Origin of the sequence: Streptomyces lienomycini (genome assembly GCF_027947595.1) — a bacterium.
Lineage (GTDB): Bacteria > Actinomycetota > Actinomycetes > Streptomycetales > Streptomycetaceae > Streptomyces > Streptomyces lienomycini.
The window spans coordinates 5,065,578-5,086,277 of record NZ_CP116257.1; the positions used below are offsets into that span (position 1 = coordinate 5,065,578).

Here is a 20,700-nt window from a genome sequence, read left to right on the forward strand (position 1 = left end):
GTCAACTCCCGGGGCCCCCTCGCCCTCCCGTTCGATGTCACGTGCCCTGTGAGTGTTAGTTTGCGCAGGCGTCACCGAAACAGCACGGGTGGGGAGAGCACATGAACACCACGCAGCGGACCGGTCAGCAGACGTCCGCCGACCGCAGACGGCGCGAGCTGCTCGAGGCCGCCGACCGGGTGGTGCTGCGCGACGGTCCGCACGCCTCGATGAACGCCATCGCCGCCGAGGCCGGCATCACCAAACCGATCCTCTACCGCCACTTCGGCGACAAGGGCGGACTCTACGCCGCCCTCGCCGTCCGGCACACGGACGCCCTGCTCGCCTCGCTGCGGGCCGCCCTGGACGCCCCGGCGGAGCGGCGGCAGCGCGTCGAGGCCACCCTGGACACCTACCTGGCGGCCATCGAGGCCCGCCCTCAGGTGTACCGCTTCCTGATGCACCCGGCGGAGGGCAGCGCCACTCCGGGCGACCAGGCCGAGCAGGGCTTCGACGTCGGCAGGCACTCGGCGCCGCTGCTGCGCCGCATGGGCGAGGAGCTGGCCCAGGTCATCGAGGAGCGCCTCGACGTCGGACCGGGCACCCAGCAGCTGGCCCGGGTGTGGGGGCACGGGATCGTCGGCATGATGCACGCCGCCGGGGACTGGTGGCTGGGTGAACGCCCCTGCCCGCGGGAGGAGTTGGTCCGCAGCCTGGCCGACCTGCTGTGGGGCCGCCTCGCCGGGGCCGACGACAAGGCGGGCGGCCCGGGCTTCTGAAACCAGAGGTTCTGAAACCCCGGGGCCCGCTCAGCGGTGCCAGGACGCCCGCGCCACCTGACGCATCAGCTTGCGGTGGCGCCTGCCGGTCAGGTGATCGGCGTAGATCCGCCCCTCCAGGTGGTCGCACTCGTGCTGGAGGCACCGGGCGAAGAACCCCGTCCCGCGTACGGTCACCGGCTCCCCGGTCAGCGTGAAGCCCGTCACGACCGCCTCGTCGTGACGCTCGGTCCCCGCCTCGAGGCCCGGCAGCGACAGACAGCCCTCCGGGCCGCGCACCACCACCCCGCCGGTCTCGACGAGCCGCGGGTTCACCACGTGTCCCAGGTGCCGCTCGTCCTCGTCGTCCGGGCAGTCGTACACGAAGACGCGCAGCGCCTCGCCGATCTGGTTGGCGGCCAGGCCGACGCCGTGGGCGGCGTACATGGTCGCGAACAAGTCCTCCACGAGGGCCGCGAGTTCCGGGCCGAAGTCGGTCACCTCCGCGCAGGGGGCGTGCAGGACGGGGTCGCCGAGGAGGCCGAGGGTGCGGACGCGCCCGTGGGCGCCCGGGATGGAGCCGTGTCGCATGACGGCCAGAGTAAGGTCCCTGTGTCCCCCGGCGGCTCGCGCCCACCGCCGGACCTGGTGGCCGGTGCCGCGATTCGGGAGTGCGAATGGATCTCGATAGGCTGAGGCCCACACCACGTGGCCGTCAGGCTTCACAGGCTTCAGGCGCGGCGCGTACGGCAAGGAGGATCGAGAACTGATGGCAGGCAACTCGGACCCGCTCACGCCGCGGGCCAAGATCGCCGTGACCGCGGGCAAGGCGGTCGCGGCGGCGTCCCGCGCCGCGGGGCGCGGCAGCGGTTCGGTGATCGGCGGCCGGGTCGCGCTGAAACTCGACCCCGACCTCCTCGGCCGGCTCGCCGGGCACCTCGACGTGACCCTGGTCTCGGCGACCAACGGCAAGACCACCACCACCCGGCTCATCGCCGAGGCGCTGAAGGCGGCCGGACCGGTCGTCTCCAACGCGCTCGGCGCCAACATGCCGGCCGGCATCACCTCGGCACTCGCGGGCGGCGCGGAGGCCCGGTACGGGGTCATCGAGGTCGACGAGAAGTACCTCGTCGGCGTCGCCCAGGCCACCGACCCGAAGTGCATCGCGCTGCTCAACCTCTCCCGCGACCAGCTCGACCGCGCCGCCGAGACCCGCATGCTCGCCGAGAACTGGCGCGAGGGCCTGGCCGGCTCCAAGGCCGTGGTCATCGCCAACGCCGACGACCCGCTGGTGGTGTGGGCCGCCTCCTCCTCCCCCAACGTGATCTGGGTCGCCGCCGGGCAGATGTGGAAGGACGACGCCTGGTCCTGCCCGTCCTGCGGCGGCGTGATGCAGCGCCCCGGGGACGACTGGTTCTGCGGCGAGTGCGGCTTCCGCCGCCCGACGCCCAGTTGGGCCCTGTCCGGCGACCACGTCCTCGACCCGCACGGCTCCGCCTGGCCGATCCACCTCCAGCTGCCGGGCCGCGCCAACAAGGCCAACGCCGCCTCCTCGGCCGCCGTCGCCGCCGTCTTCGGAGTGCCGCCGCAGGTCGCCCTGGAGCGGATGTACCAGGTGCAGGCGGTCGCCGGCCGTTACGACGTCGTGCAGTTCCAGGGCCGCGACCTGCGGCTGCTGCTCGCCAAGAACCCGGCGGGCTGGCTGGAGACCTTCTCCCTGATCGACCCGCCGCCCGCTCCGGTGATCCTGTCGGTGAACGCGCGCGGCGCCGACGGCACCGACACCTCCTGGTTGTGGGACGTGGACTACACCCGGCTGAGCGGCCACCCGATCTGCGTGGTCGGCGACCGGAAGCTGGACCTCGCGGTGCGCCTGGAGGTCGCGAACCAGCAGTTCCAGGTGTGCGAGGACCTCGACCAGGCGGTGCAGCTGTGCCCGCCGGGACGCATCGAGGTCATCGCGAACTACACCGCCTTCCAGGACCTGCGCCGCCGCGTCGGCAACTGACCGCGAGACTTCAGGGGACTTTCGTGAGCGACAACCAACTCCGGATCGTCTGGATCTACCCGGACCTCCTCAGCACCTACGGCGACCAGGGCAACGCCCTGGTCGTGGAGCGCCGGGCCCGTCAGCGCGGCCTCGACGTCGCCCGGCTCGACGTGCGCAGCGACCAGCCGATCCCGACCTCCGGCGACATCTACCTGATCGGCGGCGGCGAGGACCGGCCGCAGCGGCTCGCCGCCGAGCGGCTGCGCCGCGACGGGGGTCTGTACCGGGCGGTGGAGAACGGCGCGATCGTCTTCTCCGTCTGCGCCGGCTACCAGATCCTGGGCCAGGAGTTCATCAACGACCTGGGTCAGCGCGAGCCGGGCCTGGGCCTGCTCGACGTGGTCTCGACCCGCGGGGAGGGCGAGCGCTGTGTCGGCGACGTCCTCGGGGACATCGACCCGCGTCTCGGCCTGCCGCCGCTGACCGGTTTCGAGAACCACCAGGGCGTCACCCACATCGGTCCGGGCGCGCGCCCGCTCGCCCAGGTCCGCTTCGGCAACGGCAACGGCACGGGCGACGGCACCGAGGGCGCGTACAACGACACGGTCTTCGGCACGTACATGCACGGTCCCGTGCTGGCGCGCAACCCGCAGATCGCGGACCTGCTGCTCAAGCTGGCCCTCGACGTGAACGCGCTGCCGCCGACCGACGACCGCTGGTACGAGGCGCTCCGCAACGAGCGCATCGCGGCGGCGCAGCAGCCCGCGTGACGGTTGTCCCGGTGGCCCGTCTGATGACTCGTCCGCACAGGTGAGCGGGCACGTCCACCAGACGGACGCACGGTTCGGTCCCGCCCCCCGATGCCGCTAGGGTGGCGGGGATCGAGCCGGACAGCGCGGTCCGGACCCGTGCCACGTTGAGAAGGTATTTCGGGCTATGCGCATTGGTGTCCTCACGTCCGGCGGCGACTGCCCCGGCCTGAACGCCGTCATCCGGTCCGTCGTGCACCGTGCCGTCGTCGACCACGGCGACGAGGTCATCGGTTTCCGGGACGGCTGGAAGGGCCTCCTGGAGTGCGACTACCTCAAGCTCGACCTGGACGCGGTCGGCGGCATCCTGGCCCGCGGCGGCACCATCCTCGGCTCCTCCCGGGTCCGTCCCGAGCACCTGCGGGACGGCGTGGAGCGGGCGCGCGGGCACGTCCAGGAGCTGGGCCTCGACGCGATCATCCCGATCGGCGGCGAGGGCACCCTGAAGGCGGCCCGGCTGCTGTCCGACAACGGTCTGCCGATCGTGGGCGTGCCGAAGACCATCGACAACGACATAGCGGTCACCGACGTCACCTTCGGCTTCGACACCGCGGTGACCGTCGCCACCGAGGCCCTGGACCGGCTGAAGACGACCGCCGAGTCCCACCAGCGGGTACTGATCGTCGAGGTCATGGGCCGGCACACCGGCTGGATCGCACTGCACTCGGGCATGGCGGCCGGCGCGCACGCCGTCGTCGTACCGGAGCGGCCCTTCGACATCGACGAGCTGACCGCGAAGGTCGGCGAGCGCTTCTCGGCCGGCAAGCGGTTCGCCATCGTGGTTGCCGCGGAGGGTGCCAAGCCGAAGACCGGGACCATGGACTTCGACGAGGGCGGCAAGGACGTCTACGGCCACGAGCGCTTCGCCGGGATCGCCCGCCAGCTCTCGATCGAGCTGGAGGAGCGGCTCGGCAAGGAGGCCCGGCCGGTGATACTCGGGCACGTCCAGCGCGGCGGCACGCCGACGGCGTACGACCGGGTGCTGGCGACGCGGTTCGGGTGGCACGCGGTGGAGGCGGTGCACCGCGGGGAGTTCGGCATGATGACGGCGCTGCGGGGGACGGACATCGAGATGGTGTCGCTGGCCGACGCGGTGGAGTCGTTGAAGACCGTGCCGGACGCGCGGTACGCGGAGGCGGAGTGTGTTCTGTGAGGTTGCGGCAGTACTCCGTCCGCGGGTGATCCGTGGTCGCTCGCGCCCGTGCGGCGGAGCCGCAGACTGACACAGCCCCGCGCCCCTTTCGGCCGCCCCCGGTGACAGAAGTCGCCGGGGGCGGTTCTACGCTGGCTTCGGACAAGCGGCGTTCAACCGCGCTCAACCCCCACGAAACAGGAGCGGGCGGATGGATCACAGCGGGCACGGCATGACGATGGATCTGCCGCCGTTCACGCTGGGGCGGGGGCTCGCCTGGTCGGCGGACCCGTTCTTCCTGATCGCCTGCCTCCTGGGGCTGGCGCTGTACGGCTGGGGCGTCGTCCGTCTGGTGCGGCGCGGCGACAAGTGGCCGGTCGGCCGGACCGTGGCCTTCGTGGCCGGTGTGCTGAGCATCGCGCTGATGATGTGCACCAAGCTGAACGACTACGGCATGGTCATGTTCAGCGTGCACATGGTGCAGCACATGGTGATCAGCATGGTGTCGCCGATCCTGCTGCTGCTCGGCGCCCCGATCACGCTGGCCCTGCGCGCGCTGCCCCCGGCGGGCCGCGGCCGCAAGGGGCCCCGCGAGCTGCTGCTGATGCTGCTGCACAGCCGCTACATGCGGATCATCACGCATCCGGCGTTCACCATCCCGCTGTTCATCGCGAGTCTGTACGCCCTGTACTTCACCCCCCTCTTCGACACCCTCATGGGCTCGCAGGCCGGGCACATCGCGATGATGGTGCACTTCCTCGCCGTGGGCGTGGTGTTCTTCTGGCCGATCATGGGCGTGGACCCGGGCCCGCACCGGCCGGGGTACCTGATGCGGATGCTGGAGCTGTTCGCGGGCATGCCCTTCCACGCCTTCTTCGGCATCGCGCTGATGATGGCCTCCTCCCCGATGGTCGAGACGTTCAAGAACCCGCCCGCCTCGCTCGGCATCGACGCGCTCTCCGACCAGAACGCGGCCGGCGGCATCGCCTGGGCGTTCAGCGAGGTCCCGTCCGTGCTGGTCCTGCTCGCCCTGCTCTTCCAGTGGTACGCCTCGGAGGAGCGGCAGGCCCGGCGCAGCGACCGCGCCGCCGACCGGGACGGCGACAAGGAACTCGCGGCGTACAACGCCTATCTGGCCTCACTGAACACACGCGGCGGCTGAACGGGGCACCATGGAGGGCAACGGACACGAGGAGGGTGTTGCGATGCCCGGTTCCACGGACGGTTCGACGAAGACGATGGGGGCGCTCACCATCGGCGGCCTGGTCGCGGTGACGGCCTACACGGTGGCGCTCGGAAGCAACGGCTGGCTGTGGTTCGGCTGGGTCGTGCTGGGCCTGATCACCGTGGGACTGGTGGCCACGCGCAGCGCCTGAGCCCCGCGCGGGGTGCCCGGGGACTCACCGGTGCCACGGCTCACTCGCGCCCGAGCCGGCCCGCCGAGTGCACGCCCGGCTGGTACTTCGGCAGCCGGACCGTGATCTTCATGCCCGCGCCGGCGGCCGTCTCGATGACGAGGCCGTGGTCGTCTCCGTAGACCTGGCGGAGGCGGTCGTCGACGTTGGACAGCCCGATGCCGCCCGACGGGCTGACCTCGCGCGCGAGGATGCGGCGCAGCAGGCCCGGGTCCATGCCCGCGCCGTCGTCCTCGATGACGACCAGGGCCTCGGCGCCCGCGTCCTGGGCGGTGATCTGGATGCGGCACCGGTCGGCCTTGCCCTCCAGTCCGTGTTTGACGGCGTTCTCGACCAGCGGCTGCAGGCACAGGAAGGGCAGGGCGACCGGCAGTACCTCGGGGGCGACCTGGAGGGTGACGGCGAGGCGGTCGCCGAAGCGGGCCCGCACGAGCGCCAGGTAGTGGTCGATGGCGTGCAGCTCGTCGGCGAGGGTGGTGAAGTCGCCGTGCCTGCGGAACGAGTAGCGGGTGAAGTCGGCGAACTCCAGGAGCAGCTCGCGGGCGCGTTCGGGGTCGGTACGGACGAAGGACGCGATCACCGCGAGCGAGTTGAAGATGAAGTGCGGGGAGATCTGGGCGCGCAGCGCCTTGATCTCGGCCTCGATGAGCCGGGTGCGGGACTGGTCGAGGTCGGCCAGCTCCAGCTGGACGGAGACCCAGCGGGCCACCTCCCCCGCCGCCCGGACCAGCACGGCGGACTCGCGGGGCGCGCAGGCGACGAGGGCGCCGTGCACCCGGTCGTCGACGGTGAGGGGGGCGACGACGGCCCAGCGCACCGTGCAGTCGGGGGTGTCGCAGGTGAGCCGGAAGGCCTCGCCGCGGCCGGTCTCCAGCGGTCCCGCGAGGCGTTCCATGATCTCGGTGCGGTGGTGGGCGCCCACGCCGTCCCAGACCAGGACCTCCTTGAGGTCGGTCAGGCACAACGCGTCCGTGCCGAGCAGGGAGCGCAGCTTGCGGGCCGACTTGCCGGCGGTCTCCTCGGTCAGGCCCGCCCGCAGCGGGGGCGTGGCCAGGGAGGCGGTGTGCAGGGCCTGGAAGGTGGCGTGCTCGACGGGGGTGCCCAGGCCGCCGAGGTGCTGGGGGCGGGCCGTGCGCCGCCCGAGCCAGAAGCCGGCGGCCAGCAGCGGGAGCAGGGCGACGGCCAGGCCCGCCAGGAAACCGCCCAGGGAGCCGCTCACCGCGTCGCCCCCTCGCGCGGATCCCGCGGCGGTCCGCCGTCCGGCGGCTCCGGGGCGACCGGGGAGCGGGGAGCGCCCGGGGGCCGCGGGGTGCCCGCCCGCTCACCACCGCGGGATCCCCCGGTCCCCGTCCGCGTCCCGGTCGCCGTCCCCGTCCCGGTCCCCGTCCCCGTCCCGGCCCCCGTCCCGGCCCCCGTCCCCGTCCCCGTCGCCGTCGCCGTCCCGGTCCCCGTCGCCGTCCCCGTCCCGGTCCCCGTCGCCGTCCCCGTCCCCGTCCCCGTCCCCGTCGCCGTCCCCGTCCCGGTCCCCGTCGCCGTCCCCGTCCCGGTCCCCGTCGCCGTCCCCGTCCCCGTCCCGGTCCTCGTCCGCGTCCTGGTCCACGTCCCCGTTCGCACTCCCGCCCACGGGCCGGTCCGGGGCTCTCCCGCCCTCGGCCCCGGGCCCGTCGTCTTTCGGCTCCCCCGCTCCGCGTCCGACGGCGCGTCCGCCGCCCCGGCCGCCTCGGCGCCGCCCGGCTGCGGCCCTTCTCCGCGCCGTTCCTCCGTGCCCAGCTCCTCCGGCAGGTGGAAGCGGGCCAGGATCGCCGCCGTCCCGGCCGGTACCCGGCCCGGGGTGGACAGGGAGACCAGCATCATGGTCAGGAAGCCCAGCGGCACCGACCACAGGGCGGGCCAGGCCAGCAGCGCGTGCAGGGCCCCTCCGCCGCCCGGGAAGCCGCCCATGGTGGCCGCCACCGCCAGCAGGGCCGAGCCGCCGCCCACCAGCATCCCGGCGGCCGCGCCGGGCGGGGTCAGCCGCCGCCACCAGATGCCGAGGACGAGCAGCGGGCAGAAGGAGGACGCGGACACGGCAAAGGCGAGGCCGACGGCGTCGGCGACCGGCAGCCCGCCGACCAGCGCGCTCGCCGCCAGCGGCACGGCCATGGCGAGCAGGGTGCCGAGCCGGAAGTGCCGTACCGCGCGGGACGGCAGCACGTCCTGGGTGAGGACGCCCGCGACGGCCATGGTCAGCCCCGACGCGGTGGACAGGAACGCCGCGAAGGCGCCGCCCGCGACCAGCGCGCCGAGCAGGTCGCCGCCCACTCCTCCGATGACCCGGTCGGGCAGCAGCAGGACCGCGGCGTCGGCGTCGCCGGTGAGGGTCAGCTCGGGGGCGTAGAGGCGGCCGAGGGCGCCGTAGACGGGCGGCAGCAGGTAGAAGGCGCCGATCAGGCCGAGCACGGCCACGGTGGTGCGGCGGGCGGCGACGCCGGTCGGGCTGGTGTAGAAGCGGACCACGACGTGCGGCAGTCCCATGGTGCCGAGGAAGGTGGCGAGGATGAGGCCGTACGTGGCGTACAGCGGGCGTTCCGTGCGGCTCTCGGCCCGGGACGGCGAGAGGGCGTCGTCGGCGCCGCGTCCGGCGGCCGGGACCGAGGCGCCCCGGGCGAAGGTGAGGCGGGTGCCGGCCTCGATGCGGTGGGTGCCGGCGGGCAGGGTGGTCCGGGCGCCGTCGTGGGCGCGGCCGTCCACGGTGCCCTCGACGGTGACGGTCAGCGGTTCCTCGAGTTTGAGGGTGAGGCCGTCGTCGACGCGGACGGAGCGCTGCTCGCGGAAGGTGGCGGGTTCGTCGAAGGGGCGGCCGGGGGCGCCGTCGCCCTGCCAGGCCAGCACCAGGAAGAGCGCGGGGACGAGCAGGGCGGTGAGTTTGAGCCAGTACTGGAAGGCCTGGACGAAGGTGATGCTGCGCATGCCGCCGGCCGCGACGATGGCGGTGACGACGACGGCGACGATCACCCCGCCCAGCGAGTCGGGCGCCCCGCTGAGCACGGTCAGGGTGAGTCCGGCGCCCTGGAGCTGGGGCAGCAGGTAGAGCCAGCCGACGCCGACGACGAAGGCCCCGGCGAGCCGCCGCACCCCCTGGGAGGCGAGCCGGGCCTCGGCGAAGTCCGGCAGCGTGTAGGCACCCGAACGGCGCAGCGGCGCGGCGACGAAGAGGAGCAGGACCAGGTAGCCGGCGGTGTAGCCGACCGGGTACCACAGCATGTCGGGGCCCTGGACGAGGACGAGGCCGGCGATGCCGAGGAAGGACGCGGCGGACAGGTACTCACCGCTGATGGCGGCGGCGTTGAGGCGGGGGCCGACGGTGCGGGAGGCGACGTAGAAGTCGGAGGTGGTGCGGGAGACGCGCAGGCCGAAGGCGCCGACGAGGACGGTGGCGACGACCACGAGGGCGACGGCGAGTATGGCGTAGCCGGAGTTCATCGGTCCTCGACGAGGCGTACGAAGTCGCGTTCGTTGCGCTCGGCGCGGCGGACGTACCAGCGGGCGAGCAGGACCAGCGGGACGTACAGGCCGAAGCCGAGGACGGCCCACTCCAGGCGGCGGGCGCCCGGCATCGCGGCGAACAGCAGCGGCAGCGGAGCGACGAGGAGGCCGAGGACCGCGAGGGCGGCGAGGCCGGCCCGCAGCTGGCTGCGCATCAGGGAGCGGACGTAGGTGTGGCCGAGGGTGGTCTGCTCGTCGATCTCGGTGCGCGGGCGGTAGTAGCCGGACGCCCGCCGGGTGCGCCTGGGCGGGCCGGTGACGGTGACGCGGCGTTCGGTGGGGTCCTGGGGCACGGGTCACGGCCTTCGCATGAGCAGGTCCCGCAGTTCACGGGCGTGGCGCCTGCTGACCTGGAGTTCCTCGGTGCCGACCAGGACGCTGACGGTCCCCGCGTCCAGGCGGAGTTCGCCTATGTGGCGCAGGGCGACGAGGTGGCGGCGGTGGATGCGGACGAAGCCGCGGGCACGCCAGCGCTCCTCCAGGGTGGACAGGGGGATGCGGACGAGGTGGCTGCCCCGGTCGGTGTGCAGGCGGGCGTAGTCGCCCTGGGCCTCGACGTGGGTGATGTCGTCGACGGGGACGAAGCGGGTGACGCCGCCCAGCTCCACGGGGATGTGGTCGGGGTCGGGCTCGTGCACGGGGATGCGCGGCGCGGGGACGGCGGTGGTGCCGCGCTGCTCGGCGGCCCGGCGCACCGCTTCGCCGAGCCGTTCCCGGCGGACCGGTTTGAGGATGTAGTCGACGGCGTCGAGGTCGAAGGCCTGGACGGCGAAGTCCTCGTGCGCGGTGACGAAGACGATCAGCGGCGGCCGGGCGAACCCGGTCAGCAGCCGGGCGAGGTCCAGTCCGTCGAGGCCGGGCATCTGGATGTCGAGGAAGACGACGTCGATGGCGTCGGGACCGTCGGGGCCGGACTCCAGGGCCCGGTTGATGCGGCGCAGCGCCCCGGTCGCGTCGCCGGCGCCCTCGGCGGTGCCGATGCGGGGGTCGGCGTTCAGCAGGTACACGAGTTCCTCGAGCGTGGGGCGTTCGTCGTCGACAGCCAGGGCGCGCAGCATGAAGGTGGAGTGTAGGGGCGATCCGTGCGCCTGCACACGCCTGCGACGTGGACCTGTGCGCTGGATACAGTGCCCGCATGAGCAGCAGGCCCGCTTCGTTCGACGAACTCGACCGGAAGATCGTCACCGCCCTGATGGAGAACGCCCGGACGTCCTTCGCGGAGATCGGGGCGGAGATCGGACTCTCCTCCACGGCGGTCAAGCGCCGGGTGGACCGGCTGCGCGAGACGGATGTGATCACCGGGTTCACGGCGACGGTGCGGCCCTCGGCGCTGGGGTGGCGCACGGAGGCGTACGTGGAGGTGTACTGCGAGGGGGCGGCGCCGCCGCGGCGGCTCGCGGAGGTCGTGCGGGGCTATCCGGAGATCACGGCGGCGATGACGGTGACCGGCGGCGCGGACGCGCTGCTGCACGTGCGGGCGCGGGACGTGGAGCACTTCGAGGAGGTGCTGGAGCGGATCCGTGCGGAGCCGTTCATCCGGAAGACGATCAGTGTGATGGTGCTGTCCCACCTGATCCCGGAGAGTCCGGAGGCGGGAGCGGCCCTGCTCGCCCCGGACGGCGCAGCAGACGAGCGCTGACCGGGCGGACAACGCAGCGATCCTGCGGGAACACGCAGCTTTCGTCGCTTGTCCGGCGTGGGCGTCACTTCCTACCGTGGTGTCGACACCCCGTCACGCACCGTGAAAAGCGGAGGTACCCCTCTGTGACCGAGTCCCGTGTGCCGCGCCGGCGGCGATTCGTGGTCTGCGAACCCAGACACTTCGCCGTGCAGTACGCGATCAACCCGTGGATGAGCACCGACCGACCCGTCGACGTCGTCCGCGCCCTCGACCAGTGGCAGGCGCTGGTCGACACCTACCGTGCCCACGGCCACACCGTGGACACCGTCGGGCCGGTCCCCGACCTGCCGGACATGGTCTTCGCCGCGAACTGCGCGGTGGTGGTCGGGGGCCGGGTCTTCGGCTCCCTCTTCCACGCGCCCGAGCGGCGTCCCGAGTCCGTTCCCTTCGAGGCGTGGTTCAAGACGGAGGGCTTCGAGGTCCAGCATCCCGAGTCGGTCTGCGAGGGCGAGGGCGACCTGGTCCCGGCGGGGCCCTGGATCCTGGCCGGCACGGGGTTCCGCACCACCCGCGAGGCGCACCGCGAGGTGCAGGAGTTCTTCGGGGTTCCGGTGATCTCGCTGACCCTGGTCGACCCGTACTTCTACCACCTGGACACGGCGCTGTTCGTCCTCAACGACGGTGCGGACACCGGCGGCGGGAGTGGCGGGAACATCGCCTACTACCCCGGCGCCTTCTCGCCCGGCAGCCGCGAGGTGCTGGAGCGGCTCTACCCGGACGCGGTGATCGCCACCCGCGAGGACGCGATGGCGTTCGGGCTCAACTCCGTGTCCGACGGACGGCACGTGTTCATCGCGCCCGAAGCCCGGGACCTGGCCGACCGGCTCGCCGGTCTCGGCTACCTGCCCGTGCCCGTCGACCTGTCCGAGTTCCACAAGGCCGGTGGCGGCATCAAGTGCTGCACCCAGGAGATCCGGGAGACCCGCTCATGACCGCACCCGCCCGCCCCACCCGCGGCTCCGAGGAACTGATCCGGGCGGAGGAGCCCGTCCTCGCGCACAACTACCACCCGCTGCCCGTCGTGGTGGCCCGCGCGGAGGGCGCCTGGGTCGAGGACGTCGAGGGCCGCCGCTACCTGGACATGCTGGCCGGCTACTCGGCGCTCAACTTCGGTCACCGCCATCCGGCGCTGGTCGAGGCCGCGCACCGCCAGCTGGACCGGCTGACCCTCACCTCCCGCGCCTTCCACAACGACCGCCTCGCCGGCTTCGCCGAGCGGCTGGCCGCGCTCACCGGCACGGACATGGTGCTGCCGATGAACACCGGCGCGGAGGCGGTGGAGAGCGGCATCAAGGTGGCCCGCAAGTGGGCCTACGACGTGAAGGGCGTCCCGGCCGACCGGGCGACGATCGTGGTCGCGGCGGACAACTTCCACGGCCGTACGACGACCATCGTGAGCTTCTCCACCGACGAGACGGCCCGCTTTGGCTTCGGCCCGTTCACGCCCGGCTTCCGGATCGTGCCGTACAACGACCTGGCGGCGATGGAGGCGGCGGTCGACGAGACGACGGCGGCCGTGCTGATCGAGCCGATCCAGGGCGAGGCGGGGGTCAACATCCCCGACGACGGCTATCTGGCGGGTGTGCGGGAGCTGACCCGGCGCAAGGGCTGCCTGTTCGTCGCGGACGAGATCCAGTCGGGTCTGGGCCGCACGGGGCACACCCTGGCCGTCGAGCACGAGTCGGTGGTGCCCGACGTGGTGCTGCTCGGCAAGGCCCTGGGCGGCGGCATCGTCCCGGTGTCGGCGGTGGTCGGCCGGCGTGAGGTGCTGGGTGTGCTGCACCCGGGCGAGCACGGTTCGACGTTCGGCGGCAACCCGCTGGCCGCCGCGGTGGGCACGGCGGTGGTGGAGCTGCTGGAGACCGGCGAGTTCCAGCGCCGGGCGGCCGAGCTGGGCACGGTGCTGCGCGAGGGCCTGACCGCCCTGGTCGGCAAGGGCGTCGTCGGCTTCCGGGCGCGGGGGCTGTGGGCGGGCGTCGACGTGGACCCGGCGCTGGGCAGCGGGCGGGAGATCAGCGAGCGGCTGATGCGCGAGGGCGTCCTGGTCAAGGACACCCACGGCTCGACGATCCGCCTCGCCCCGCCGCTGACCGTCACCGGACCGGAGCTGGAGGGCGCCCTCGGGACCCTGGAGAAGGTCCTGACCTCCTGACCCGCCGGCTGCCCCGCCCGGCGGGGTTCACCGAGCGGCTCGGGGTCCTTCGTCGAGCCGCTCCACGTGCGTGACGTTGTCCCGGTCCTCGGCGTCCTGGCTCGGCCCGGCCGCGAACCAGGCGTCGAGGATCTCCCGCAGCAGCGGCCCGGACGTCAGCCGCAGGCCGAGGGCGAGCACGTTGGCGTCGTTCCAGCGGCGGGCCCCGTCAGCGGTGTACGCGTCGGTGCACAGGGCCGCCCGGACACCCGGCACCTTGTTGGCGGCGATCGACGCGCCGGTGCCGGTCCAGCAGCACACCACGGCCTGGTCGGCCCGCCCCTCGGCGACCTCGCGCGCCGCCCGCTCGGAGCAGACGGCCCACCGCGGGTCCGCGTCCGGGCTCAGCGCGCCGTGCGCGGACACCTCGTGGCCGCGGGCGCGCAGGTCCTCGACGAGGAGCCGGGCCACGGGTTCGTCCATGTCGCTGGAGACGGAGATACGCATGGGGGAAGCGTACGCACCGGGCCGCTCACCTCATCGGCTCAACCACATGACTGACGTCACGACCATACCCAGCATGATCGGGGGAACGGGTACGAGCTGAGAGACGTACGACCGAGCAGGACTCCGCCCGGAGTGTCTGCGCGTGGAAAGGGAGGCCGCCACGTCCCCCACCGAGAACGGACCGGAGACCGACACCGCCGCGGTGCGCCGCCACCCCGCCCTGTTCCGGGCGATCAAGCGTCGGCGAAACCCCCGGCTGCGCCGGTCCGACATCACCGTCACGGACGAGGCCGCGGTGAAGCGCGCCGTGAAGGCGGCCTCTCTCGGCAATGCCATGGAGTGGTTCGACTTCGGCATCTACGCCTATCTCGCGGGCACCATCGGACGGGTGTTCTTCCCGTCCGGGAGTGACACCGCGCAGCTGCTGTCCTCGTTCGCCACCTTCGCCGTGGCGTTCCTGGTGCGCCCGATCGGCGGCATGGTCTTCGGCCCGATGGGTGACAAGATCGGCCGCAAGAAGGTGCTGGCGCTGACGATGATCCTCATGGCGATCGGCACGGCCGCCATCGGGTTCATTCCCAGCTACGACTCGATCGGCTTCTGGTCCCCGCTGCTGCTGATCCTGTTCCGCCTGCTCCAGGGCTTCTCCACCGGCGGCGAGTACGGCGGCGCGTCCACCTTCATCGCCGAGTACGCGCCCGACAAGCGCCGCGGTTTCTTCGGCAGCTTCCTGGAGCTGGGCACGCTGGCCGGGTACACGGGCGCCGCCAGCCTGGTCACCGCCCTCACGGCGGGGCTCGGCAGCGACACCATGGACGCGTGGGGCTGGCGGATCCCGTTCCTCGTCGCGGCGCCGCTCGGCATCGTGGGTATCTACCTGCGGCTGAAGCTCGACGACACGCCCGCGTTCCTGAAGCTGGAGGACTCCAACGTCCACATCTCGGACGCGGCGAACGCGGTGGAGACCACCGCACGGGGCGACCTCCTGAAGATCTTCCGCACCCACTGGCGTTCGCTGGTGCTGTGCATCGCGCTGGTCGGCGCGTACAACATCACGGACTACATGCTGCTGTCGTACATGCCGACGTACCTGTCGGACGAGCTGGACTACAGCGAGAGCCACGGTCTGATGATCCTGGTGGCGACGATGGTGCTGCTGATGCTGATCATCAACCAGGTCGGCCGGCTCTCCGACCACTTCGGCCGCAAGCCCGTCCTGATGACCGGCATGATCGGCTTCTTCGTGCTGTCCACCCCGGCGTTCCTGCTGGTGCGGGAGGGCAGTCTGATCGCCGTCTCGGGCGGCATGCTGATGCTCGGCCTGTCGCTGGTCTGCCTGCTGGGCACGATGTCGGCGGCGCTGCCGGCGATGTTCCCGACCAACGTCCGGTACGGATCGCTGTCGGTGGGCTACAACCTGTCGGCGTCCCTGTTCGGCGGCACCACCCCGCTGGTGATCACCGCCCTGATCAGTGTGACCGGCTCCGAGATGATGCCGGCCTACTACTCGATGGCGGCGGCCCTGGTCGGTGTCGTGGCCGTGGCCTGCATGAAGGAGACTGCGAAGCAGCCGCTGGAGGGATCGCCGCCGTCGGTGCAGACCCCGGAGGAGGCGGCGGAGATGGTGGAGTCCCAGGCGCCGACGCCGAAGTTCTGAGCGCGGGTGAGGGGCGGTGGGGGTACGTGTCGCGTACCCCCACCGCCCCGTAGTGCTGTCAGGGGTGTGTCAGCCGTGTGTCAGACGCGGCCCCACAGGGCGGGGACGTTCGGCGGCTCCCACCCGGGGTAGGCCGTGTGGCCCTGGATGCACCGGTAGCGGACGCCGTCGTAGGTCACCACGTCACCGGCCGCGTAGGTGGCTCCCAGCTGCCAGGTGGTCTCGCCGCCGCCGTCGCCGGACACGGTGAGGGTGTACGTGGTGGTGTGGGTGACGGTGCCGGTGCCCGTGATGGTGAGGGTGTAGGTGCCGGCGGCCGTGCCCGCGGCGACCCGTACCGTGGCGGTCGAGGACTGGCCGGAGGTGACCGAGGCCGGGGTGAAGTCTACACTCACGCCGGTCGGCGCGGCGGACGCCGACAGCCGCACGTTCTGCGCGCCGCCGCTGGTGGTGGCGGTGTTCACGGTGACCGTCGCGGAGCTGCCCGGGGCGACCGTGCCGGAGGAGGGGTTCGCGGAGACCGAGAAGTCGTCCTGCGGGTTCGGTGCGTCGCCGACGGCGGTCTTCCAGATCGTGTACGCGATGCCGTCGGCGCTGCGGTTCAGCGCGGTGGCGCTGATGTTGGCGGTGGTGTCGCAGGCGGAGTGGTAGCACGGGTCGTAGGAGCGGCCCGCGGTGCCGCCCCACTTGGCGGCCTCCGTCGACGACTTGATCGCGGAGGCGCCGGTGGCGTAGCCGGAGGTGGGGATGCCGACCTGCTGGAACGAGTAGTCGTCGGAGCGGCCCTGGCCCTCGACGTTCTCCTGCGGGGCCAGGCCGAGGGAGGTCCAGTACTCCCGCATCGGCGCGGAGGCCGAGGAGGTGAGGTTGTTGATGAAGTAGCCGCCGTTGACGGAGGCGACCATGTCGAAGTTGTAGTACGCCTTGATCCGCGAGCGCTCCGTGGTGCTGAGCGCGCGGGCGTAGAAGTCGGAGCCGTTCAGGCCCTGCTCCTCGTCGGTCCACCAGGCGAAGCGGACGCGGTTCTTCATGGTGGGGTTCTGCTCGGCCAGGGTGAGCGCCGTCTGAAGGAGCGCCGCGGAGCCGGAGCCGTTGTCGTTGATGCCGGGGCCGGCCGAGACGCCGTCGAGGTGGGCGCCGAACATGTAGACGCTGTTCGCGTCACCCTTCGGCCACTCGGCGATCAGGTTGTTGCCCGCGCCGGCGGAGCAGCCGGAGGCGCAGGTCTGCTCGGTGACGGTGTAGCCGGCCGCCTGGAGCCTGCCCTTCACATACGCCAGGGAGGCGTCGTACCCGGGGCCGGTGGCCCGGCGGTTGCCGCCGTTCTGCGCGGCGATGGAGCCGAACTGCGCGAGGTGGGCCTGGACCTGGGCGACGTCGACGTCGGGCGGGGTGCCCGGGGTGGTGCCGCCGCCGACGGTGAGGGTGTACTGGGCGGTGTGGCTCTTGCTGCCCGCCGTGCCCTTGACGGTGAGCGAGTAGGTTCCGGCGGCGGTGCCGGACGTGGTGCTCACCCGCATGGTGGAGCTGGCGCCGGAGGTGACCGTCGAGGGGCTGAAGGTGACGCTCACGCCGGGCGGGGTGCCGGTGGCGGTCAGCGACACCTGCTGGGCGCTGCCGGTGACGGTGCTGGTGTCGACCGTGGCGTTGACGGCGGAGCCGGCCTCGACGTCGCCGCTCGCCGGGCTGAGAGCCAGCGAGAAGTCGGTCTCCTGGCGGGTGCAGGTCGGGTCGCCGCCCTGGGCCGGGACGTCGATGGCGTTCCAGGCCGCCTTGGTGGCGTCGAACAGGTCGCAGGAGGCGTCCAGGTTCTTGGCCGCGGTGAGGGTGGCGGTGCGGTACCGCTTGTAGGTCATGCCGCTCGTCTTGAGCAGCATCCCGCCGTAGAAGATCTTCCCGGCGTTCTGGATGCCGATGCCGGTCACCTGGCTGCCGTCGCAGGTGGGGCTGGAGGGTTTGCCGCCGCCGGGGCTGGAACCCTCGGCGAGGAGGTAGAACCAGTGGTTCATCGGCCCGGCCGCGGCGTGCTCCTCGGTGTTGGGGATGGACGCCGTGTAGCAGGCCGGGTCGTTGTTGACCAGCCGGGGGTTGTACATGTTGCGGATCGGCCCGCGGCCCTGGAGGTCGATCTCCTCGCCGACGGTGAAGTCGGGGGTGTCGTACGGGGCGGGCTGGTTCGCGTAGGCCTCGGTCAGGGCGCCCATGATGTCGCCGGTGGCCTCGCCCAGGCCGCTCTCGTGGTTGGCACCGCCGGGGGTGTAGCTGTCCAGGCCGTGGCCGAACTCGTGGGCGACCACGTCGATCCCGGCGATCCACTTGCCGGCGCTGTTGTGGCCGATGGTGACGCGGGAGCCGTCCCAGTAGGCGTTGAGCTGGTTGAGGCCGACGAGGACCGGCCAGCTGCCGCCGTTGCCGTTGTGGCCGCCTCGGCCGAGCCAGTCGCGGAGCATGTCCGACTCCTTCTGCGCCGCGTACATGACGTCGACGCAGCCGGTCTCACGGCTGGAGGCGTTGCCGGTGCCCCAGTCGTCGTCCGGGCCGGTGAAGAGGCCGCCGTTGTAGTCCGAGCACTGCAGACCCGGCCGGGTGGTGTCGCGCAGGGCGTACTGGCTGCCGGAGCGGGAGGTGTCGATGGTCAGCGGGTCGGGGCCGTTCCACTCGCTGTGTCCGGTGCCGGCCTTCACGTCGTCGTAGCTGTCGACGACCTTGCCGGTGCGGGCGTCCACGAACACGTGCAGCCTGCTGGGCGCGTGGTCCTCGGTCGTGCCGACGAGCACGGTCTCCCAGGCGAGGGTCTGGACGTCGTCCTTGGCCCGGACCACCAGCCGCCTGGAGTCGACCTTGTCGACGTCGGCGAGCCGCTCGCGGCTGGTCTTCACGGCCTGCTCGGCCTTGACGGCCGCCTCGGTGGGTACGGCGATCGCGGCGTCGGTGGCGGACCGGACGGCGCGGACCCGGCCCCGGCCGTCGGCGAGGACGACGGCGTCGCCCCCGACGACCGGCAGGCCGTTGTAGGTGCGCTCGTAGGCGACGGAGTACAGGTCCTTGTCCCAGGGGGTGACCTGGTGGCGGTCGTACTGCTCGTCGGGGCCGCCGGCGGCGAGGGCGTCGAGGCCGCTGCGTACGGCCCGGTCGGCCGCGGCGACGGCCTTCTCGACGGGGCTGGGTTCCGCCGCGGAGGGCGCGGACCGCTCCGAGGCCGAGGCGAGGGAGGTCGGTACCACCACCCCTGCGAGTGTCATGGCCAGGACTGTCCCGGCCACCGCGGTCTGTCTGAGCATCGTGGCTCCTTGTGAGAGTGGGGGCTCCTTGCGGGCCGGCCCGGGCCATGGCGTGCCGGACGCGCACCCCGGGGTGCCGGGGCGCGTCCCACGGGTGTCGGTTGCATGTCATGTCGCGGGCTGGCGGAACCCTCACACCCCGCCGCGGCCGAAGCAACGGCTCCGCGGGCGCGGTGCGGTCCTGTCAAAATCCGGCAAGTGCGGGCGGGCGCGGGCGACGGGCCCCGTGCCTCACTCCCCCACGTCCAGCAGCCGCTCCCGGTACGCCCTGACCTCGGGCAGCTCGCCCCACTGGCCGCCGGTGAGCCTGCTGTGCAGCCCGCGCAGTTCCGCGACGACCATCGACTCGCGCGAGCGCACCGCCTCCGGCAGGACCTCCGAGGCGAGGGCGACGGCGGCGCCCGGGTCGCCCGCGCACGCCCAGCTGTCCGCGAGGCGCAGGGTGAGCAGCAGGCGGGCGCCCCGCATCTGGGGCGGTACCTGCGCGCAGGACCGCGCGGTGGCGTCGACCGCGCGCCGTGCCGCGGCCCGGTCCCCGGTCGCCACGGCGAGGTCGCGCAGGGCGCCGCCGATCGCCGAGTCGACCCGCATGCCGCCCTCGGCGCCGGCCAGCCAGGGCGCCTCCAGGTGGTCCCGCGCATCGAGGCGGGCGAACCCGCGCCGGGCCAGCGTGATGTGCCGGCGGCACTGCGGCGCGTCGCCCGCCAGGGCGTGGCCGCGCGCCTGGTAGAGGTCCGACAGGGTGGCCGTCCACCGGCGCCGCCCGTCCACCGCGCCGATGCCCCGCGCGTACCCGAGCATCAGCGAGGGGTCCCCGTCGAGCCGGACCAGGGTGCACATGTCACTGAGCAGCGTCGCGCGGGCCGGGGCGTCCCGGACGGCGTCCGCCCAGCGCAGTCCGTGGCCGAACCAGGCCATCGCCACGCCGCTCTGCCCGCGCTCCATCCGCAGCCGGCCGGCGACCTGGGCGTACTGCGCGGCCAGCCGCACCTGCCCGTACGGCAGCCGCCCGGCGGAGTTGATCTCCTCGGCCCAGCGCGCCACGGCCCGCAGCAGTCCCTCCACGGCCCGCACCCGGCCCTCGTGCCGGAACGCCTCACGGATCAGACAGGCGAGCACGGCGGTGAGGCCGTGCAGCAGATCGGCCTCGGAGACCGCTCCTCGGCCGCCCGTGCCCCACGCCTCGACCGGTCCGCCGCGCGGCCCCGGCCCGTCGAGGAGGGCCGGTAACGCGCCCGGCTCGGGCACGGCGCATCCCGCGGTGCCGTGCAGCGGGCACGCCAGTCCCTCGGCGGGCAGCCGCGCGGGCCACATCCCGGGGTCCGGCGCCCGCTTCCCGCCGGGGGCGTCCGAGCCGGGCAGCGGCGCGAACAGTGCCGGGTCGAGAGCCGACCGGCCCGGCTCCGACGCTGCTTCGCGCGGCGCGGCCGCGACCGCGGCCAGCTCGCCGCCGGTCTCCAGCACCGCGTCGAGCCGGCGCACCAGCCCGACGGGCGGCTCACGGAGACCGGCTTCGAGCCGGCTGAGGACGGAGTGGTGGTAGCCCACCCGCAGACCGAGTTGCAACTGGGTGAGCCCGGCGGCCCTGCGCAGGGAGCGCAGCCGCCGTCCGAACTCCGTCCACGAAGTCCCGGCCGCCCGTGCCGATCCAGCGGTCATCCGCCCTCCCCCCGGTCGCGCCCCGCCTCGGGCCGTGGGGCGCCCGGGCTTCGCGCCGTCAGCTACCGGACAGCACAGAGGAGAGGGCCTGCCGCGTCAATCGAGTTGACCGAAGAGCGGCCGAACCGGTCCCCTCCGGTTTCACCGTGTCCGGGCTACGATCGATCACCGGACGC

The 20,700-nt window shown here is 72.9% G+C and carries 17 protein-coding genes and 1 pseudogene; 10 read left to right on the plus strand and 8 right to left on the minus strand.

The genetic code is table 11. The features are described 5' to 3' along the window. The first annotated feature begins 101 nt into the window (after nucleotides 1-101). Nucleotides 102-758 (plus strand): TetR family transcriptional regulator, encoded by a 657-nt coding sequence (locus BJ961_RS22985; RefSeq protein WP_271414699.1) that lies wholly within the window; start codon nucleotides 102-104, stop codon nucleotides 756-758. A 30-nt stretch (nucleotides 759-788) separates the two neighbouring features. Here the strand turns inward: BJ961_RS22985 and def are convergent, their stop codons facing one another. After that, nucleotides 789-1,328: a peptide deformylase gene (gene def / locus BJ961_RS22990; protein WP_271414700.1), complete on the minus strand. Its 540-nt coding sequence runs from the start codon at nucleotides 1,326-1,328 to the stop codon at nucleotides 789-791. A gap of 178 nt (nucleotides 1,329-1,506) precedes the next feature. On the opposite strand from def, the gene BJ961_RS22995 reads away from it, so the two are divergent. The 5 genes from BJ961_RS22995 to BJ961_RS23015 all read left to right on the plus strand — a co-directional run bounded on the left by BJ961_RS22995 (nucleotide 1,507) and on the right by BJ961_RS23015 (nucleotide 6,044). Beyond that, on the plus strand, nucleotides 1,507-2,745 hold the full coding sequence (locus tag BJ961_RS22995; protein ID WP_271414701.1) for a Mur ligase family protein: 1,239 nt from the start codon (nucleotides 1,507-1,509) through the stop codon (nucleotides 2,743-2,745). A gap of 23 nt (nucleotides 2,746-2,768) precedes the next feature. Then, nucleotides 2,769-3,497, plus strand: a complete 729-nt coding sequence (locus BJ961_RS23000; RefSeq protein ID WP_271414702.1) for a type 1 glutamine amidotransferase — start codon at nucleotides 2,769-2,771, stop codon at nucleotides 3,495-3,497. Between the two features lie 166 nt (nucleotides 3,498-3,663). Next, complete coding sequence (locus BJ961_RS23005; protein ID WP_271414703.1) at nucleotides 3,664-4,689, plus strand: 6-phosphofructokinase; 1,026 nt, start codon at nucleotides 3,664-3,666, stop codon at nucleotides 4,687-4,689. A 190-nt stretch (nucleotides 4,690-4,879) separates the two neighbouring features. Then, nucleotides 4,880-5,830, plus strand: a complete 951-nt coding sequence (locus BJ961_RS23010) for a cytochrome c oxidase assembly protein (protein WP_271414704.1) — start codon at nucleotides 4,880-4,882, stop codon at nucleotides 5,828-5,830. 43 nt (nucleotides 5,831-5,873) lie between these two features. Then, the gene (locus BJ961_RS23015; protein ID WP_271414705.1) at nucleotides 5,874-6,044 is read left to right on the plus strand and encodes a hypothetical protein; all 171 of its coding nucleotides are present in this window, start codon (nucleotides 5,874-5,876) and stop codon (nucleotides 6,042-6,044) included. A 40-nt stretch (nucleotides 6,045-6,084) separates the two neighbouring features. Here the strand turns inward: BJ961_RS23015 and BJ961_RS23020 are convergent, their stop codons facing one another. The 4 genes and pseudogenes from BJ961_RS23020 to BJ961_RS23035 form a co-directional block, all read right to left on the minus strand. Continuing rightward, a complete protein-coding gene (locus tag BJ961_RS23020) occupies nucleotides 6,085-7,290 on the minus strand; it encodes a sensor histidine kinase (protein WP_271417140.1) in 1,206 nt (401 codons plus the stop codon). Nucleotides 7,291-7,841: 551 nt separating this feature from the next. Further along, nucleotides 7,842-9,545 (minus strand): annotated as a pseudogene (locus tag BJ961_RS23025) (sodium/solute symporter); the annotation flags it as partial. Beyond that, a complete protein-coding gene (locus BJ961_RS23030) occupies nucleotides 9,542-9,901 on the minus strand; it encodes a hypothetical protein (protein ID WP_271414706.1) in 360 nt (119 codons plus the stop codon). The gene BJ961_RS23030 and the pseudogene BJ961_RS23025, both read right to left, overlap by 4 nt. Before the next feature lie 3 nt (nucleotides 9,902-9,904). Then, nucleotides 9,905-10,666, minus strand: a complete 762-nt coding sequence (locus BJ961_RS23035; RefSeq protein WP_271414707.1) for a LytR/AlgR family response regulator transcription factor — start codon at nucleotides 10,664-10,666, stop codon at nucleotides 9,905-9,907. A gap of 77 nt (nucleotides 10,667-10,743) precedes the next feature. On the opposite strand from BJ961_RS23035, the gene BJ961_RS23040 reads away from it, so the two are divergent. The 3 genes from BJ961_RS23040 (at nucleotide 10,744) to rocD (ending at nucleotide 13,441) form a co-directional block, all read left to right on the plus strand. Beyond that, on the plus strand, nucleotides 10,744-11,247 hold the full coding sequence (locus BJ961_RS23040) for an Lrp/AsnC family transcriptional regulator (protein ID WP_271414708.1): 504 nt from the start codon (nucleotides 10,744-10,746) through the stop codon (nucleotides 11,245-11,247). Nucleotides 11,248-11,372: 125 nt separating this feature from the next. Beyond that, entirely contained in the window at nucleotides 11,373-12,221 is an 849-nt protein-coding gene (ddaH, locus tag BJ961_RS23045; RefSeq protein ID WP_271414709.1) for a dimethylargininase, read from the plus strand. Further along, nucleotides 12,218-13,441, plus strand: a complete 1,224-nt coding sequence (gene rocD, locus BJ961_RS23050; RefSeq protein ID WP_271414710.1) for an ornithine--oxo-acid transaminase — start codon at nucleotides 12,218-12,220, stop codon at nucleotides 13,439-13,441. The genes ddaH and rocD overlap by 4 nt, the downstream gene beginning before the upstream one ends. 27 nt (nucleotides 13,442-13,468) lie before the next feature. Here the strand turns inward: rocD and BJ961_RS23055 are convergent, their stop codons facing one another. Next, entirely contained in the window at nucleotides 13,469-13,927 is a 459-nt protein-coding gene (locus tag BJ961_RS23055; RefSeq protein WP_271414711.1) for an RpiB/LacA/LacB family sugar-phosphate isomerase, read from the minus strand. 142 nt (nucleotides 13,928-14,069) lie between these two features. On the opposite strand from BJ961_RS23055, the gene BJ961_RS23060 reads away from it, so the two are divergent. After that, nucleotides 14,070-15,584 carry an MFS transporter gene (locus BJ961_RS23060; RefSeq protein ID WP_271414712.1) on the plus strand — a complete coding sequence of 505 codons (1,515 nt, stop codon included), beginning with the start codon at nucleotides 14,070-14,072 and terminating at the stop codon, nucleotides 15,582-15,584. Nucleotides 15,585-15,664: 80 nt separating this feature from the next. On the opposite strand, the gene BJ961_RS23065 is transcribed toward BJ961_RS23060, so the two are convergent. Next, nucleotides 15,665-18,865, minus strand: coding sequence for a M20/M25/M40 family metallo-hydrolase (locus BJ961_RS23065; RefSeq protein ID WP_271414713.1), 3,201 nt, complete (start codon nucleotides 18,863-18,865; stop codon nucleotides 15,665-15,667). 231 nt (nucleotides 18,866-19,096) lie between these two features. Further along, nucleotides 19,097-20,524, minus strand: coding sequence for a helix-turn-helix domain-containing protein (locus BJ961_RS23070; protein WP_271414714.1), 1,428 nt, complete (start codon nucleotides 20,522-20,524; stop codon nucleotides 19,097-19,099). Nucleotides 20,525-20,700: the final 176 nt, after the last annotated feature.

What these genes read in the sequence shown, in the direction of transcription:
- BJ961_RS23065 (WP_271414713.1), bottom strand. Translation starts at nt 18,865, where the DNA reads ATGCTCAGACAGACCGCGGTGGCCGGGACAGTCCTGGCCATGACACTC.
- BJ961_RS23055 (WP_271414711.1), bottom strand. Translation starts at nt 13,927, where the DNA reads ATGCGTATCTCCGTCTCCAGCGACATGGACGAACCCGTGGCCCGGCTC.
- BJ961_RS23040 (WP_271414708.1), top strand. Translation starts at nt 10,744, where the DNA reads ATGAGCAGCAGGCCCGCTTCGTTCGACGAACTCGACCGGAAGATCGTC.
- BJ961_RS23005 (WP_271414703.1), top strand. Translation starts at nt 3,664, where the DNA reads ATGCGCATTGGTGTCCTCACGTCCGGCGGCGACTGCCCCGGCCTGAAC.
- BJ961_RS23035 (WP_271414707.1), bottom strand. Translation starts at nt 10,666, where the DNA reads ATGCTGCGCGCCCTGGCTGTCGACGACGAACGCCCCACGCTCGAGGAA.
- BJ961_RS23015 (WP_271414705.1), top strand. Translation starts at nt 5,874, where the DNA reads ATGCCCGGTTCCACGGACGGTTCGACGAAGACGATGGGGGCGCTCACC.
- BJ961_RS22995 (WP_271414701.1), top strand. Translation starts at nt 1,507, where the DNA reads ATGGCAGGCAACTCGGACCCGCTCACGCCGCGGGCCAAGATCGCCGTG.
- rocD (WP_271414710.1), top strand. Translation starts at nt 12,218, where the DNA reads ATGACCGCACCCGCCCGCCCCACCCGCGGCTCCGAGGAACTGATCCGG.
- def (WP_271414700.1), bottom strand. Translation starts at nt 1,328, where the DNA reads ATGCGACACGGCTCCATCCCGGGCGCCCACGGGCGCGTCCGCACCCTC.
- BJ961_RS22985 (WP_271414699.1), top strand. Translation starts at nt 102, where the DNA reads ATGAACACCACGCAGCGGACCGGTCAGCAGACGTCCGCCGACCGCAGA.
- BJ961_RS23010 (WP_271414704.1), top strand. Translation starts at nt 4,880, where the DNA reads ATGGATCACAGCGGGCACGGCATGACGATGGATCTGCCGCCGTTCACG.
- BJ961_RS23070 (WP_271414714.1), bottom strand. Translation starts at nt 20,524, where the DNA reads ATGACCGCTGGATCGGCACGGGCGGCCGGGACTTCGTGGACGGAGTTC.